Source organism: Chryseobacterium oleae, assembly GCF_900115055.1.
Lineage (GTDB): Bacteria > Bacteroidota > Bacteroidia > Flavobacteriales > Weeksellaceae > Chryseobacterium > Chryseobacterium oleae.
This window is the reverse complement of the sequence record NZ_FOVD01000002.1, coordinates 392,091-408,975: the sequence shown is the minus strand read 5'-3', so window position 1 is coordinate 408,975 and position 16,885 is coordinate 392,091. Positions and strand designations below refer to the sequence as shown.

Sequence of the window (16,885 nt, the reverse complement as noted above, 5' to 3'; positions counted from 1 at the left end):
CCCTATCAAAATTAAACATAAATTTTAGAAAAACATATATTTTTAAAATTTAACCCCTAAAAAAAACAACACTCAATCAAAATTTACATAATTAAACAAACACCTCCTTCAATATTTTAGACACTTCTTTGGATTTTGTAGCCGGAAAAAGATGGGTACCTCCTTTAATCACGTAGTCCGGTTTTGAATATTTGATGGGAAAAACGATATCCTTGTCACCCAATATCTGGATCACTTCAGGGATTTCTTCAAATTTCCATTCGGAAACCTTTTCTACAGACCATTTCAGATAGTACGGATCTCTTACCCTAAAGTACTGAAGGATTTTTGGATTCTTAGGATCAAAGAGTTTTCTGACCACAGAATATACATTCGCTGCTTTGTCATTGAACATGCCTACAGGAAATATTCTCGGGATTTTCGTGATCTCACCGGTCTTTATAAATTTAGATTTCTCTTTATCTGATTTGATGCTCCCCATAATGACTACCTTCTGGGCCGGTTTCAGTTTATTGATCTCCTGCACCATAATCCCACCAAAAGAATATCCTAACAGACTGAAAGGCTCGGAAACGTCTACTTTTTCCGCCATTCTTTCGACATAGGAATGAAAGGGCTCATTTTTCTCGGGAATAAGCCAGTCTATAAAAATCAATTCACAGTTCTCAGGGAATTCCAGTCTTTCCAGCACCTTAAAGTCTGCTCCGAGACCGCTTACTACATAAATTTTCATAGGACTAATTTAAGAAAAACATGATAAAAGATGCAGATTAATTTCAGAGGCTTCTGAGCTGTTATGAGATTTTAGAAGATGAAGACAGACTAGATGCTCTTTTAAACGCAAAGATTAATATTATACTGTAAATTTAAGTGAAGCAAAGATGGAATCAACTGCATTGATTCTCATGAGGGAAGTTGATCAATAATGGTTTAAAAAATTCACGCAGATTAATCAGATGATACAGATTTTACTTTTTTCAAATCTGCTCTATCTGCATAATTCGCGAGAGTAATTCATTTTTACTGAGCCACAACTTTTACATCTGATCCTGATTTCAATTATTAAAATGTATGGATACAAAAAAATGGACAGTTTATAAAAACCGCCCATTGTATTATTTGATTGTATATTTTACTTATTTCTTCTTCTTTACAGGAACTCTGTTGTCGTTATCCAGTTTTTCTGTAGAAACTCTGAACTGGAAATCCATTTCGTCCTTGATGAAATAATCTTTCAGTGAAGACTGATAGAATACTTTAAAGTCTCTTCTGTTTAATGAGAACTTCGCAGATTCAATCACTACTGTAAACTGAGTAACGTAAGCATTCGCAGGGAAAGTGATCGTTTTTCTTACCCCTTTGATCGTAATGTCACCGTAGATCGTAGAATTGTACTCACTGTTTGCTAAAGGAATAATTTTAGTCAAGTGGAATTTTGCGATAGGGAATTTCTTAACTTCAAAGAAATTGGTACTTTTCAATTCGTTGGTAAGCTTGATCTGATCTTCCTCGGAAACATCTCCCGCCATCATGCTTCTCATATCTATTACAAACTCTCCGTCTACAAGGACTGTTTTATCGAAATTGAATTTTCCGCTTTTCAGCTTTACTGTCCCTGAATGCGAAGAAGCCTCAGTTTTTACGACTTTATATCCCCACCACCTGATCTCTGATGAAGTCACTTTTGAAACCTTATCAAACTTCCTCTGTGCAGAAACAAATGATATGCTCGCGCACACCATAGCAAACAATAGTAATCTTTTCATTCTTTTTTATTTACAATTCAACAAAAATAAAAAAAAGTGTAGAACTTCTACACTTTTAACAATCTTTTTTTGATTAAATTATTTAGCAGTCACCTTTACAAGCATTTCGATGTCATCTTTCACAAAAACATCCTGCATGGTAGACTTGTAAGCCACATCAAATTTCTGTCTGTCGAAAGAGAATTTCTCAGAAACTAAGCTTACTACTCCTTTGCTGTATGCAATTTTAGCAGGGAAAGTTATCGCGCTTGTTTTTCCTTTAACAGTAAGTTTTCCTGTTACTAAAGAATTATAGATCTTATCGCTGTTTTTCTTTACAGAAGTAATTACGAAAGTAGCCGTAGGGAATTTTTCAACTTCAAAGAAATCACCGTTTTTAAGGTGCCCGTTCAGTTTTTGCTGATATTCTCCGGAAAGGTCAGTTGCGTTGATAGACGTCATATCCAATACGAAGCTTCCTCCTACAAGATCATTTCCTTTCATGACCATGTCTCCTGATTTTACTTTTACAGTACCATCATGAGAGCTTGCCTCAGATTTTGCTACTTTGTACCCCCACCAGTGAACATCAGATGCCACTACTTTCTTTGACTGTCCGAATGCCAAACCGCTGGCAACAACTGCTAATAAGAATATTTTTTTCATTTGAATAAAGTTATTTACTTGTTTTAACGGTGCAAATATAGTCTACTTATTTAATAGATTTCATTGATGTATATCAATTAAAACAATTATTTTTATGAATAATATCATCCCATAAAAAAACTCCGAAAGTTTCGGAGTTTTGTATTTTAATTTTGATAGTAAGCGGTGTACAGGGCGGCACCTTTTAATGCCGTGTGATTCTGTTTGATCAGATAGATTGGCGTGTTTTTGAGCATTTCCTCCATCTTATCACTGATCTTAAACTTATCATAGAATTTTCCTTTGTCGATATATTCTCTGATCGTCTGTGGAATATCTCCTGAAATCAGAAGTCCACCTGTCGCTTTAAGTTTCAGGGTAAGGTTGTTGGCTTCTCTAGCCAGAAATTCAAGGAAAGTATCTAAAGCTATTCTGCAGATCATGACATCTTCTTCTACAGCTGCTTTGTACAGTTCCTGAACAAAATTCGGTCCTGCCAGACGTTCTGCCAGCCATTCCGGTTCCGGATGTCTTTTTACATCTCTTAAGAATCTGTAGATATTGAAAAGTCCGGTTTTAGACAATACATTTTCCCAGCTTACAATACCGTAGATATTGTTTAAGAACTGGTAAAACTCAACTTCAACATTCGTTCTCGGTGAGAATTCTGAATGTCCGCCTTCCGTTGCAAAAGGTCTCAGGTATTTTCCATCAAAGAAATATCCCGCTTCACCCAGTCCGTTTCCGGGAGCCAGGATCGCGACGTTTCCTTTTTCAAGATGTCCGCTGGTGTAGATCGGGTCCAGGTCGCTGTCTTCAAGAAGCCCCATACCGTAAGCAGAAGCTTCAAGGTCATTCAGCATATCTCCTTTTTCAAATCCGAAATCTTTGGTATACTCTTCGATATTCAGGTCCCAACCCAATCTCGCCGGACTGCTTTTCCCGTGAATTACCGGTCCCGGTACAGCCAAAGCCAGACGCTTTACATTTTCAAGCTGATTATCCTGAATGAATTTTCTTAATATATCAGAAAATGAAGAATAGTCTTTCGTACTGTATTCTTTCTGTATTTTTATCTCAAGACCTCCGTTACTGGAAACAAAATAGCCTAAGATGGTTATATCTTCACGGAGACTTGCTCCAATGATAGTAACATGATCATTATTACTGTTCTCTACTCCTGGTAAATAAAGCGGAAATTTTGGATTCAAAATCATAACCTCAAATTTTATCAAATATAATAATTGTTTTCGTAAATCCTGCAGGGAAGCAAAAAACCTTTTCATTTTCATAAAAAGGTTTTGGCTAATAATTGTTTATATAAAAATCTAACTACTTTCCTAATGGAATATTGTATCCGAATCCTACTCCGATATTCCCCACATTGTAGTCCTGTCCAGCGATATCGCCTTTATCTCCTACAAAAACTTTCTGGTATTGTACGAAGAAATTCCAGTCTCTGTTGTGGTATCCGATCTCCGGCTTGATGTAGAAACCTCCGTCCGGTCTGTCAGCAGAACTGTTGGAAGCTACTTTCTCATTTCCTACCAGGAACCCGTATCCTAAGTCAGTTCCAAAATAGAAACCGGTTTGTTTCGGATAGATTCTGATCAAAGCTCCTACAGGAACTACCCCTACATCATTGTTATCATAACCGTTGTTACTTTTTCCAAAATAATGAGTATATCCTGTTGCAATACCTAATCCAAATCCGGGAGTGATCAAATTCTGATAAGATACATCCACACCCGCAGCTGCTGAAACGTTATCTGAAGGAACTGCCAAACCAACATTTGCTCCTACTTTGATCATATTATTCATCTGTGAGCTCTGTGCACTTGCGATACCTGCTGTTAATATTCCAGCAAGTAATACTGCTTGTTTTAACATTTTCATAACTCTAATTTTAAATTTTACTAATGCAGTAAGCTGTAAAAATCGTGCCAAGAGAAGCTTATTTTTTGATTTTAACACTGGATTAAATTATAAAACAATGATTATCAATATGTTAATTTTCGTTAAAATTAAATGATTGTTTAAGTCAAATCATAAATAAAAATAATATTAAGAATTCTTAACCGTTATGATTTTAACCTTTTTCTTTCTAAAGCATCAAAAAATTAAATTCACTCAACATGGCCGATTCACTGTTACATAATAAACATCTTCTTTGGCGTGCCGGTTTCGGACCTGGAATCAACCAAATAGATGGAATGAAAAATATTAATACAAAGACATTGGTCAATGAATTATTTAAAGAAGGAGCTTTCACAGAAATCAACTATGATACGCCTGACAGTCCTGTTTCAGACCATATGATGACGGACAGTAAAACTCCGGCAGAAAAGAAAAAGGAAATGCAGAAGCTCATCAGAGACCAAAACAATGAACTGAACCTGAATTTTCTGAACCAGATGGTGAACAGCAAGGATCAGATGAGAGAAAAGATGGCTTTCTTCTGGCATGGGCATTTTGCATCAAGAGTGAATAATTCAAAATTCAATAAACAGCTTCTGAATACCATAAGAAAGAATGCACTGGGAAATTTTAAAGAGCTGCTCTTCGAAGTGAGCCAATCCCCTGCTATGCTGAATTTTCTGAACAATCAACAGAACAAAAAGGATCATCCCAATGAAAATTTCGCCCGTGAAGTGATGGAATTATTTACCATGGGAAGAGGAAATTATACCGAAAAAGATATCCGGGAAGGCGCAAGAGCATTCACAGGCTGGGGCTATGACAAGGAAGGTAATTTTAAAGAGAGAAAAAACCTGCATGATGAAGGCTCAAAAACATTTCTGGGAAAAACCGGAAACTTCACCGGAACCGATGTTTTAAATATTATCCTTGAGCATAAAGCCACCGCAACATTTATCACGACAAAAATATATAAGTTCTTCGTCAATGAAAATGTGGATTCCAAAATTATAGAGCAGTTAAGTTCAACATTCTATAATTCCGGATATGATATCAAAAAACTGATGAACGATATATTCTCAAGCTCATGGTTTTACGATAAAAAGAACATAGGCAACAGAATAAAATCCCCGATAGAACTGATGGCCGGAATCATGCGAATGCTTCCGATGAATATCCAGAACCCGGAAAACCTCATCGTTTATCAAAAACTACTGGGGCAAATGCTGCTCTATCCACCGAATGTCGCCGGATGGCCCAACGGAAAATCATGGATAGACAGTTCTACCCTGATGGTAAGACTGCAGATCCCACAAATATGGTCGGGATTACGTCCTTTGGAATACAGTCCGCGACAGGATGATGATATTGACATGGGAATGAAATCCCGTGAAACTGCGATGAATAAATCCTTCAAAAACCCTAATATCACCATCGACTGGAGCAGACTGGAAAAGGTTTTTAATGACAAAAACTGTGAAGACTATCTCATCCAAAACACCAAAACCCTTGATATGGACACCGTAAAGAATTTTTCAGATAAAAGTATTAAGATGGGGGTTATTAATCTGATGTCTACGCCGGAATATCAGTTATGTTAGGTGGCAGATTGTAGGTGGCAGGTTGCAGGTAATAGCAACCACCGCTTGGCTCTGCAATTTTTGATTTATTATTTTTTGCTTTAAAAATATTAAAAAAACACCTGAAATTAGTAAAATCGGCATCCAGTCCTGCAACCTGCTACCTAATATCTGCTACCTATCATCTGCAACCTAATCCCTAATCCCTGTCACCTTAAAAAAAAAATCATGCTAATCAAAAGAAGAGAATTCCTAAAAATAAGTTCATTGGCCACCGCATCGCTGATGATGCCCAATTTTCTGAAAGCAATGACCCTGAATGAGGCCCTGGAGCCCAATCAGAAAATCCTTGTCGTGCTGCAGTTTACGGGCGGAAATGACGGTTTGAACACTATCATTCCTATAAAAAATGATATTTATTTTAAAGAAAGAAACAATATTGCCATCAAGGATTCTTTAGCACTGAATGATGAAACGGGAATCAATCCCGCACTTTCTTATTTCAAAGAGCTTTTCGATAATGGTGAACTCTCGGTGATGAATAATGTAGGTTATCCAGATCCGGATAAATCTCACTTCAGAAGTATGGATATCTGGCATTCTGCGAGCCGCAGTGATGAATTTCTGGAAACCGGATGGCTGGGACGTTTTCTGGATGAGGAATGTTACCGTTGTGAGCATCCTACACAGGCTTTGGAAGTAGATGATATGCTGAGTCTGGCACTGAAAGGGGAAAACAATAAAGCATTTGCCTTTAAAGATCCGAAAAGGCTCTATCAGACCAGTCAGGAGAAATATTTTAAATCTTTGTATGATCACCATCACGATGACGAAACGGTTTCTTATTTATACCAAACCCTGGGCTCGACGATCAATAATGCAGATTATATTTTTGAAAAGAGTAAGTCAAAAAAAACAGATCAGGTCTATCCGAACTCTCAACTGGGAAAGGATTTTAAAACTGTTGCTTCACTGATTAAATCTGATATCAATACACAGGTTTATTATCTCTCTGTGGGAAGCTTTGACACCCACGTTAATCAGAACGAAAGGCAAGCCAAACTGTTCAGCGATATCAATGAAGCGGTAAAATCTTTTGTCGCCGATCTGAAAAGTAATGGCATTTTTAATGATGTCTTACTGATGACTTTTTCAGAATTCGGACGCCGGGTAGCTCAGAATGCCAGCAATGGGACTGATCACGGTACTGCCAATCAAATGTTTTTCATCAGCGGAGGCCTTAAAAAGAAAGGACTTCTGAACGCACTTCCTGATCTGCAAAAACTGAATGAAGGAGATTTAATTTATACCGAAGATTTCAGAAAAGTCTATGCTACAATTCTGAAAAACTGGCTTAAAGCGGATTCTTCCAAGGTATTGGGCTGGAAAAACGGGATCTATGATTTTATATAACTGGGTTTAAAATAAAACAGCCATTTTGAGAGTGAGTCGAAATGGCAGTAGATTTTAATAAGTAAACCTCATAGGTTTTTGAAACCTATGAGGTTTGGAATTTATATCAGTTGTTTTTTAATCTCTCGCTGATTTTGCAGATTTAGGAGATGTTTATGTTTACTTAAAAACCTTTGTAAAACTATCTTTTTCTAGACTTTCAAGGGAGAAATCGAAGTCAGCTTCTTCTTTTTGAGAAGTCATTTCTGCTCCTAATTCTGTGACAAGTCCATTAAAAGATAGAGGCTCATACCACTGCTGGTACAATGCTTCCGTGGCCATTACCGAAATCTCGGAATTTCCTGAGACATGGGTGTGTCCCGCTCCAAAATTCAGAAGTACGAAACACTGTTTTTCTCCTTTCGGAAGCATTATTCCGAGAACAGTTTGTCTTTGGACGGAATTACATTTCACTTCGGCAAAAACATGATCCGGGTTCATCATATATTCTCTGGAAATATGATCTCCTTTTCCAATCACAATTTTATAACCGCAGTCCGCACTTCCGGAATATACATTGTTCATGATCAGGGTCGGAGCATTCAATCCTTGAGAAGCATACAGATATTCTACAGCACCGTTAGGCGCAGAGGTCATATCTCCTGAATACATCAGGCTTCCGTTATCCTGGTTATAGGCTGCATTCCATCCTGCCTTTCCTCCGATATTCAATCCGGAAAGATCAAGATCATTCGCTCCCCATCCATCTTCCCAATAAATTCCAACCGCCAGTTTTTCACCAAGGAATCTTGTTCCGGCAGGAATATTTCCTACAAACATTTTTTCAGAAGTTGGCAATCCAAATTCTACATTTTCCGGGAAGTAGAACTTCTTTCCGGTAAGATCAAATCTCGACTTTACATAATTCAGGATAAATTCATAGTTCTTTTCACCTACCGATCCGGTTTTCCCGGTTTTTACCCAGGATTTTCCATTCCTGATTCTATACACAAAGGTATCCAAACCATACATTCTCAAATAACAGGCAGACAAAGCTTTAAATAATGCAAACGGTGTCGCATTATCCAGCCAGTGAAGGTCATTGCTCTCCAGCAATGTATGAGTCGCCTCATTCAATGGATTGGAAACCAATGGCTGATGATGAATTTTGGATAGTTTTGAAATCTTATTAATGGTTTTCGAAGATCTTTTTTTATACGCTAAAAACAACGGTTTGAATCTGTTGAAAATCTGAGCAAGCTTTTCCAGTCCGTATTTTTCAAATAGTGCTGACGGATTAAATTTACTTTCTTTAATGGCTTTAATCAACTCATCGTTTTTGATCAAAAGCGTAGTATCTGTCGTTTTATAAATCACATATCTGAAAAACTCTACGGGATTGGCAGGATACACCTGATACAGATCCGCAATCTTGACAATAGCTTCTTTGTTTCTGATATTCTCTGTTCCTGTAAAAGTATAATTCAGTTCTTTTGTTAAAACAGAAAGCACATCATTCATTGTTTTTTCATTCAGTGCAATTCCAGACTTCAGCAGGGAAAGACATTTTTCAGTCATTTCTTCTGCAGAATAGGCTTTAACGACTTTAAAAATCAGTTTTGCATTGGAAATATTCAGCACTTCATCAGGAATATAGATTTCATCCTGGAAATTGCTTCCATACGTAGAAATATAATGTTTAAGCTGCTCAATGAATAACTCGAGCCTTGTGCTGTCTTTTATTTTCTGCCAGGATTTATGGAAGGTCTTATTCAGATCATTCCCGTTTAATTTTTCTTTCTCGTAAAATTGAATGATCCCGTCTTTTGCCCAAACGGCATCTGCTTCGATCACAAAACCTGCGTCAGAAATAAAAGGAGTACTTTCGGTTTTTTTGGCCAGTACGGCATTAAATAATTGAAGTGTTTTCATTGTGATTAAAATTAAATAAGTGAGGAGTAGGGCTTCTTTAAAAAACGATATAGGAACTCCTTTTACCTATTATTTTGAAAAAGGCGGAGAGTATTTACCAATATAGGAACTCTGTTTGCCTTCAATTTTTTTACTGATGAAAACACTTCAATGGTATTCAAATATAAGTATTTTTCATCAGTATTGTGGAGCAGACAGGAATCGAACCTGTGACTCGTACAATAGGAACTTTGTCTGCCAATAGCGGAAAGTGATCACTGCTCTACCTTCTGAGCTACTGCCCCATTGATTTTTTATTGTATAAACTTCTTTATACGTTGATCACCGTTGAGAATATAAACCTTACAGGTTTTTGAAGCCTATAAGGTTTAAGCATCGCATCGTTATCAACACTATGCTTTTCTCAACTTCTTTTTTTTCTTCCACGGTGCATTTTTACCGACATCTCCCGCCATGATACATCCGTAAGGCATCACCTCATCCAGAACTTCGCAAAGTCCGTATTCTTCAATCTGCGCTCTTACGTTTTTAGCACTTTTATAAGCGCTTGGCAGTTCGGAAATATCAATCTCATTGGAGAAGAAACGGATATCCAGTCCTTTGGTTTCCTCATCGAAAATTTCTTCAACCGTTTTATGGGCCAATGATTTTTTATGCTGTGTTCTGCTGAAATTTCTTCCGGCTCCGTGTGGGGCAAATCCCAGGTTTCTTTCGTTCGTTTTTCCCTGAACAATCAAAACGGGTTCTGACATATTCAATGGAATCAACCTCGGTCCTGTGATATCCGGCATAAATTTATCATCCAGCGGAGTCGCTCCTTTCGCATGGTAAAACAAATCACCATCCTTGAAAACGAAGTTATGTTCGTTCCAATATCTATCTTTCTTTTCAGTATCCAGTTTATTTAAAACCGCATCATGAATATTGGTATGATTTTCCTTAGTCCATGTTCTGATCAGTTGAAGCGCTTCCCAATAGGCCTGTCCTTCTTCCGTATCGAAAGGGATCCATGCATTTTCTCTCAATGTTTCAGGGGAAATATCCTGTCTGAAACGGTTGGCTACCTTCATTCCTTTATCATACAGAGCTGCTCCCGGAGCTCTGGATCCGTGATGGGTAACCAGCATCGTATTTCCTGTATTTTTGGACTTTCCGACGAACAGGAAGTGATTTCCATCTCCCTGGGTTCCCATATGATCGCGGGCAATACTGATCAGCCTTTCATCATTTAAAAAATAATTTTCTCTAAACGCATCAATCAATTCCTTAGAGACAGGCATCTGTTCTCCTCTCTGTCTTCCTCCGTATCCGAAATGCGTCACTGAGTGAGCGGCATCCAATACTTCTTTAGGATCGGCATCTCCAAAATCTGTCAGCATCACAGAACAACAGATATCTGCGCTATGAAATCCCGGATGGATTGCGTTTTTAGCCACAACCACTCCACCTACCGGAATCAATCCTTCAGGTCCTGTGGGACAGGCATCCGGCATCAGGGCACCGGCAGTCAGCGTAGGTGTTTTCATTAAGACTTTCATCGTATTGATCACTTTCTCTACGTTATCGGCTTCACTTTCATGTTCTGCTCTGATGTTGATGACAAAATCTTTTGCGGTATCATGTAGCGGAACAATATCAGGCTGCCTGAATTGATCCAGATATTCTCTGATCTGAACTTCATCCAGATTATTTTCGTTGATATTTGTAATGGCATCTTTAAACCATTTAGCTGGTCTATATCCTAATTCGATTAGGTGATTTCCGTTAAATTCCATCTGTTTTTTCATTTTGATAATGCAAAGTAATGACACAAGTGCGCAATAATTCTGCGTAGATAAAATTATTTTAATTATTTTTGTTGAAAAGGAAGAAAAGCAAAAAAGACCAATTTGCATGATCTGTCCATATCCAACGATTAAAAATAAAGAAATATGTTGTTAGAACAATTAAAAAACAATCCTGAAACCCTTCAGTTCAAAGAAGTAATTGCCCATATTGATGAACAGTATGATTTTACCCCTACTGAATTTAAAAACGGAAATACAGTGAACGAAGCCGGTCAGAATAACGGTTCGTGTAAGGTTTTCAGTTTCGCTAAGCTTCAGGGATTATCAAAAGAACAGGTACTTTCTCTTTTTGGAGAATTCTACAGAGAAGATGTTTTAAAAAACCCTGAAGGAACAGACCACCAGAATATCAGAAACTTTATGGAGTTCGGATGGGATGGGATTTCTTTTGAAGGAGAAGCATTGAAAGAGAAATAGTTTTTTAAAGTCAATAGTGAATTTTGTTGCGCAAGTGAATAGTCAATTTAAAAACGATTGAGACATTAGGAGATGATCAATGGAAAGAGAAATCGTTTTTAAAGTCAATGGTGAATTTTGCTGCGCAACTGAATGGTCAATTATGAAAACGATTTAAAAATTGACTTGCGAAGCAAAATTGACATTTCACAATTCACATTTATCCAAAACCAAAAAACCATGTCATCCAATAAAAACGCACTTATTCGTTATAAAACATTAGACAAATGTCTTAAGAACAAATACCGGAAATATACACTGGAAGATCTTATTGATGCGTGTTCTGATGCCCTTTTTGAATTTGAAGGAAAGGAATCTTATGTAAGCAGACGGACGGTTCAGCTTGATCTGCAGAATATGAGGAGTGAAAAATTCGGGTATGAAGCTCCGATTGAAGTATTTGAAAGAAAATACTACCGTTACAGTGATTCTGAGTACAGCATTCATAATATTTCCGTCAATGAAAGTGATCTGAAAGCGATGAATAATGCCGTTCAGATCCTGAAACAGTTCAAAGATTTCTCTATGTTTAAAGAGATGAACGGGGTTATTCAGAAACTGGAAGATTCCATCCATTCTACAGGACAGAAATCAATCATTCATCTGGATAAAAATGAACAGCTGAAAGGACTGGAACATATCGACATCCTTTATGAAAGTATCTCCAATAAAAAAGTCCTGAATATTCTTTACCGCAGTTTTACCGCAAGGGAATCCAGTAATTATGTGGTTCATCCTCAATTGTTGAAGGAGTTTAATAACCGTTGGTTTCTGATCTGCCAGCACAAGGGCAAAATGTACAATCTGGCTCTGGACCGTATGGAAAGTATTGAACCAAATGAAAATATTCCGTATATCGATAAAGATCTGGATGGGGACGAGTATTTCAAAGATATTGTCGGCGTTACGGTTTCGGAAACAATGGCTCCGAGAAATGTCATTTTCTTTGTCGATGCCCACAACGCTCCGTATGTAAAGACCAAACCGCTTCATAAAAGTCAGGAAATTTTAAGTGAAACGGAGGAAGGAACGTTATTTAAAATCTGTGTACAGATTAATTTTGAACTGGAAAGATTACTACTTGGTTTTGGAGAATCTCTGATCGTTCACAAGCCGAGAAAGCTAAGATTACGGTTGCAGGAAAAGTTTACTGCCGGGTTTAAGAACTATGAGAAACTGGATATTCCTGATGAAGGTTAGTTTTTTTACCACAAAAGGGACGAAAGTTTTTGAACACTTTAATTAAATACTTTCAGCACAGGAAGTACACTTAAGTTTTTTGAATATTTGCGATTTTCGTAATGACAAAAATTCGATGAAGGGGAATTCTTCTCTCGCGAAGAGGGTTGGCGAAAATTCAAAGGATTTTTAAAGGTGTGGTTCAATGTATGCTTTAAAACACCTGCTACCACAAATAATTTCAAAGTGGCTCAGAAATTGTATTAATCAGGACATTAAAAAATCTTACTATGAAATCAAGAATATTTAAAGCATTGATTGCAATTATAGCACCTATTGCGATAGAATATATCGTAAAAAAGATATCTGAGAGATTGGATAAAAAAGAAGAAGATAAAGGAAAAGGACCTAAGCAGATTACTGCTTAAATGGAGAAGTAGTTAGAATTTAATTTTATTGAAAAGAGGCTGTCATTATTTGTTTAGCCTCTTTTTTTGTGCTTTTTTTTCGTTTTTTTGTTGGAATATCGCAAAGACGCAAGATTTTTTTTGAATTCGATTGCTTTATGGCGCAAGGATTTTATCTTCGATAAAATTGTATAATGTCATTGCGAGGAGCGAAGCGACGAAGCAATCTCTTAAAATACTTTTTTATGACGCAAATCTAAGATTGCTTCACCTAAAGGTTCGCAATGACAATCCTTCTTATTTGTGTAAGTTATTTATATATTCAGCTTTTTCAAAGAAAAATATCCTTCATTGAATTCAATAATCATTTTCTTTCCGTAATCAATCTGTATTTTAAATATATTCTCCAGAGGAAACTGTAAAATAGATTGCAGAATCAGGCGTATGACTCCTCCATGGGTGATGATCAACACTTTATCCTCGTGATTTTCAGAAATAAGTTCATTCCAGAACCTCAAAACACGGTTCTGCATTTCTAAGAGGTTTTCTCCGCCAGTTGCTTTTATCTGAACAAAATCATCATACCATGGATTGATCTCTTCCTTAGGGATATCCGTCCATTTCTTCATTTCCCAGTCGCCGAAATTCATTTCCCGAAGTCTTTCATCCGTCCTGTAATTCAATTTAAAATGTTCTGCCAAAAGAGTGCATCTGCCGGACGGACTTGAAAAAACCTTATCAAATTTCTCATCAAAACTCACCTCATTGAAATCTTCACGGAAATCATTTCGCAAAGGAATATCCGAAAAACCATAGCACAGATTCTCAGGATTTTCTACAGCTGTATGCCGGATTACATGAATTTCCATACGATCATTGCTCCTAAATAAAACAAAACTTCAGTCACCTGCTGTACAGACCCAAGACAGTCTCCGGTATATCCACCGATATGCTTTTTAAAATACCAGCCCATACAGATTTTCCCCAAATAAGCCAATGCAAATGCCAGAATCAACCGCCAGTCCGGAATCAGAAGAAAGGAAGCCAAAACACTAATAAAACTCACCACCAATGCTGATCCATCCAAAGGTTTATTGGCCAATGGTTTTGATTTGCTGACATCAATATCCGTCACATAACGGTGCGTATAGATCATGGTTCCGGCAATAAATCTGCTTGCTGTGTGAGCAAGAACAATCATACCAAGAGTTTTAAACAAATCTATAGTTCCCAAAGCCTGAATACTGAAGAATTTCAAAGCAAACAGCAATATAATTCCTACCGCTCCGTAAGCTCCTACCCGACTGTCTTTCATAATGGTCAGGATCTTTTCTTTGCCATATCCGCCGCCGAAACTGTCGCAGACATCTGTAAAACCGTCCTCATGAAACGCTCCGGTCAGAAGGACACTGCTGATCATCATCAGAACAATGGCAATATTAAGGTTAAAAAGATGGTAAGATAAATACATTACAACTGCATTCACAAGGCCTACCAATAGTCCGACCCAGGCGAAATATTTCTGCGATTTATTCATGATCTCACCGGAATACGGAATCGTAAACGGAACGGGAATTCTCGTGAAAAACATAAGCGCTGTGGCGAAATAGATCAGTTCGTTTTTTATACCTTTCATTTATTCTTTATTTGAAACATGGGCATCTTCAAAACTTGACATTTCGTTCAGGAAATTCACCGCACTTTGAATCAATGGATAAGCCAATGCACAGCCGGTTCCTTCTCCCAGACGCAGATTAAGATTCAGCAAAGCTTTCTGTCCCAATAATTCTAAAAGTGTCTGATGGGCGTTTTCGTCACTGACATGGCAGAAAATGAAGTTATCCATGATTTGAAGATTCTTTTTCCAAACTGTAGCAGCGGCTACACTGGCAATAAATCCGTCAATCATAATCAGCATATTCTGTTGATAGGCCTCCTCCATCGCTCCCATCATCTGCACAATTTCCAGCCCGCCAAAAGTCTGTGCGATTTCATCTGCAGTTTTTACATCGGGATATTTTTCGATCGCTTCTGATAAAATCTGAATTTTATGCAACAGCTGGGTATCATTCAGACCCGTTCCACGACCCACACAGCTTACAACCGGCAGATCAAACAATTTACTCATCATCAGTGAAGATGCAGACGTATTCCCGATCCCCATTTCTCCGAAACCAATGATATTACAGCCTGTTTTGACGATTTCAGACACCACAGATCTTCCGTTTTCTAAAGCTTTTTGGTATTCCACTGCCGTCATGGCCGGTTCTTGCAGAATATTCCGGCTGGATTTTCTCACTTTTTTATCGATCAGTTCCAAGCCTTCAGGAAAATCGAAATTCACACCGGCATCCACAATTTTAATGGCTATATTATGTTGTCTGCAGAAAACATTGATTGCAGCACCTCCACCCAGAAAATTCATGACCATCTGATAGGTAACTTCCTGTGGATAGGCACTCACTCCCGAAGCAGCAATCCCATGATCAGCCGCAAAAACCACCATATGCGGATTATAAAGTTTTGGCGAAACGGTTTTCTGAACCATTCCTATTTTGTGCGCCAGATGCTCCAAATGCCCTAATGCGCCCAAAGGCTTTGTTTTAAAATCTATTGTATGCTGTAGTTGTTGTGCTAACATGGATCTGTATGTAGTTTGAGTTGTGAAGTTGCAATATTAGTGAAATTAGGAATAGGGTGGCAGATATTAGGTAGCAGGTTGTAGGGATTGTGCTGAAGGCTGAAATTATGGTCTTTTGATTTTAGTCAAGAGTTAAGAAACAAAATTCCATATGCAAAACATGATATATTTATAAACCAGCAACTAAAAAACCAGCAACTGACCATCCCCTTTTAAACTCTAATACCCTCAAACTCTCCGACTCTCAAACTTAATAGTTCAACGCAAAAACACTGCGCACTTCCTCTTTTACTTTGCATTAAAATAGAACAAAATGACACCAAAAATACTAGAAAAAATAAGAGAAGTAGAGGCTGAACGAGGGATAGAAGTCCTGTTAGCCGTAGAATCCGGAAGCAGAGCCTGGGGTTTTGCTTCTCCGGACAGCGATTATGACATCCGTTTTATCTACCGTCATGAAAAAGATTGGTATCTTTCTCCATGGGATAAAGACGAGACGATAGAATTTATGACAGAAGATGATCTGGACGGCTCCGGATGGGATTTACGAAAGACTTTCCATTTGTTGCTGAAGTCAAATGCAGCTTTATTGAGCTGGTTTTATTCACCTATCGTTTATAAGAAAAATGACCCTTTTCTGGAACTGTTTACTCCTTTGGCAGATACCTGTTTTTCACCGGTTGCGGTTTCTTATCACTATCTGAGCATGAGTAAAAAATATCTGGAAGCCTGCAGAAGTGATGAAGTAAAACTGAAAAGTTATTTTTACTGTTTGAGAACAGCACTGACCGGTAAATGGGTCATAGAAAAAGGAACGGTTCCACCGGTTTTATTCAGTGAGCTATTGGTTTTGGTTGATGATCATATCCGAAGAAAGATAGAAGACCTTATCGCTTTAAAAGCGACCAAAGGAGAATCCTATTACCACCCGAATGATTGGGAACTTTTCGGATTTTTGGAGAAAACAGTTCTGGAAAACGAAGAGAAATCTAAAAGCCTTAAAGGTGGGAAGCCGGATAAGATCGAAATGGAGAGGGTGTTTAGGGAGATAGTGATGTAAATAACTGAAAGGTTATGGGAAACCGTAATCTTTTTTTATTGATTGGGAATATATTTGTTTGAAGGAATAATTATACTAAAATTA

General features: G+C 37.7%; 16 protein-coding genes and 1 tRNA gene. 6 read left to right on the top strand and 11 right to left on the bottom strand.

Features of this window, described 5'->3' with window-relative positions; genetic code table 11:
* Positions 1-91: 91 nt before the first annotated feature.
* The 5 genes from BM143_RS09020 to BM143_RS09000 form a co-directional block, all read right to left on the bottom strand.
* A complete protein-coding gene (locus BM143_RS09020) occupies positions 92-733 on the bottom strand; it encodes an alpha/beta hydrolase family protein (RefSeq protein ID WP_090024181.1) in 642 nt (213 codons plus the stop codon).
* Positions 734-1,136: 403 nt separating this feature from the next.
* Positions 1,137-1,766, bottom strand: coding sequence for a YceI family protein (locus BM143_RS09015; RefSeq protein ID WP_034726648.1), 630 nt, complete (start codon positions 1,764-1,766; stop codon positions 1,137-1,139).
* Between the two features lie 78 nt (positions 1,767-1,844).
* Complete coding sequence (locus BM143_RS09010; RefSeq protein ID WP_090024180.1) at positions 1,845-2,411, bottom strand: YceI family protein; 567 nt, start codon at positions 2,409-2,411, stop codon at positions 1,845-1,847.
* A gap of 146 nt (positions 2,412-2,557) precedes the next feature.
* Positions 2,558-3,607, bottom strand: coding sequence for a glucokinase (locus BM143_RS09005; protein WP_090024454.1), 1,050 nt, complete (start codon positions 3,605-3,607; stop codon positions 2,558-2,560).
* A 115-nt stretch (positions 3,608-3,722) separates the two neighbouring features.
* A complete protein-coding gene (locus tag BM143_RS09000) occupies positions 3,723-4,286 on the bottom strand; it encodes a hypothetical protein (RefSeq protein WP_090024179.1) in 564 nt (187 codons plus the stop codon).
* A gap of 239 nt (positions 4,287-4,525) precedes the next feature.
* Here BM143_RS09000 and BM143_RS08995 point away from each other — a divergent pair, with 239 nt between their 5' ends.
* Positions 4,526-5,908 (top strand): DUF1800 domain-containing protein, encoded by a 1,383-nt coding sequence (locus BM143_RS08995; protein ID WP_090024178.1) that lies wholly within the window; start codon positions 4,526-4,528, stop codon positions 5,906-5,908.
* Positions 5,909-6,115: 207 nt separating this feature from the next.
* Positions 6,116-7,300, top strand: coding sequence for a DUF1501 domain-containing protein (locus BM143_RS08990; RefSeq protein ID WP_090024177.1), 1,185 nt, complete (start codon positions 6,116-6,118; stop codon positions 7,298-7,300).
* 159 nt (positions 7,301-7,459) lie between these two features.
* Here the strand turns inward: BM143_RS08990 and BM143_RS08985 are convergent, their stop codons facing one another.
* The 3 genes from BM143_RS08985 to BM143_RS08975 all read right to left on the bottom strand — a co-directional run bounded on the left by BM143_RS08985 (position 7,460) and on the right by BM143_RS08975 (position 10,986).
* A complete protein-coding gene (locus tag BM143_RS08985) occupies positions 7,460-9,211 on the bottom strand; it encodes a hypothetical protein (protein ID WP_090024176.1) in 1,752 nt (583 codons plus the stop codon).
* Positions 9,212-9,397: 186 nt separating this feature from the next.
* A tRNA-OTHER gene (locus BM143_RS08980) sits at positions 9,398-9,495 on the bottom strand.
* 108 nt (positions 9,496-9,603) lie between these two features.
* Positions 9,604-10,986, bottom strand: coding sequence for an RtcB family protein (locus BM143_RS08975; RefSeq protein ID WP_090024453.1), 1,383 nt, complete (start codon positions 10,984-10,986; stop codon positions 9,604-9,606).
* Between the two features lie 156 nt (positions 10,987-11,142).
* Between BM143_RS08975 and BM143_RS08970 the strand changes: the two genes are divergently transcribed.
* The 3 genes from BM143_RS08970 to BM143_RS23985 all read left to right on the top strand — a co-directional run bounded on the left by BM143_RS08970 (position 11,143) and on the right by BM143_RS23985 (position 13,121).
* Positions 11,143-11,475 (top strand): HopJ type III effector protein, encoded by a 333-nt coding sequence (locus BM143_RS08970; protein WP_090024175.1) that lies wholly within the window; start codon positions 11,143-11,145, stop codon positions 11,473-11,475.
* Positions 11,476-11,694: 219 nt separating this feature from the next.
* Positions 11,695-12,714, top strand: coding sequence for a helix-turn-helix transcriptional regulator (locus tag BM143_RS08965; RefSeq protein ID WP_090024452.1), 1,020 nt, complete (start codon positions 11,695-11,697; stop codon positions 12,712-12,714).
* Positions 12,715-12,983: 269 nt separating this feature from the next.
* Positions 12,984-13,121 (top strand): hypothetical protein, encoded by a 138-nt coding sequence (locus tag BM143_RS23985; protein WP_165571878.1) that lies wholly within the window; start codon positions 12,984-12,986, stop codon positions 13,119-13,121.
* A gap of 293 nt (positions 13,122-13,414) precedes the next feature.
* Here the strand turns inward: BM143_RS23985 and cobC are convergent, their stop codons facing one another.
* Genes cobC through cobT form a run of 3 tightly spaced genes read right to left on the bottom strand, consistent with a single transcriptional unit; the run spans position 13,415 to position 15,741 of the window.
* On the bottom strand, positions 13,415-13,969 hold the full coding sequence (cobC, locus tag BM143_RS08960; RefSeq protein ID WP_090024174.1) for an alpha-ribazole phosphatase: 555 nt from the start codon (positions 13,967-13,969) through the stop codon (positions 13,415-13,417).
* The gene (locus BM143_RS08955; RefSeq protein ID WP_090024173.1) at positions 13,954-14,736 is read right to left on the bottom strand and encodes an adenosylcobinamide-GDP ribazoletransferase; all 783 of its coding nucleotides are present in this window, start codon (positions 14,734-14,736) and stop codon (positions 13,954-13,956) included. The genes cobC and BM143_RS08955 overlap by 16 nt, the downstream gene beginning before the upstream one ends.
* Complete coding sequence (cobT, locus tag BM143_RS08950; protein WP_090024172.1) at positions 14,737-15,741, bottom strand: nicotinate-nucleotide--dimethylbenzimidazole phosphoribosyltransferase; 1,005 nt, start codon at positions 15,739-15,741, stop codon at positions 14,737-14,739.
* 313 nt (positions 15,742-16,054) lie between these two features.
* Here cobT and BM143_RS08945 point away from each other — a divergent pair, with 313 nt between their 5' ends.
* Positions 16,055-16,801 carry a nucleotidyltransferase domain-containing protein gene (locus tag BM143_RS08945; protein WP_090024171.1) on the top strand — a complete coding sequence of 249 codons (747 nt, stop codon included), beginning with the start codon at positions 16,055-16,057 and terminating at the stop codon, positions 16,799-16,801.
* The last annotated feature ends 84 nt before the right edge of the window (positions 16,802-16,885 follow it).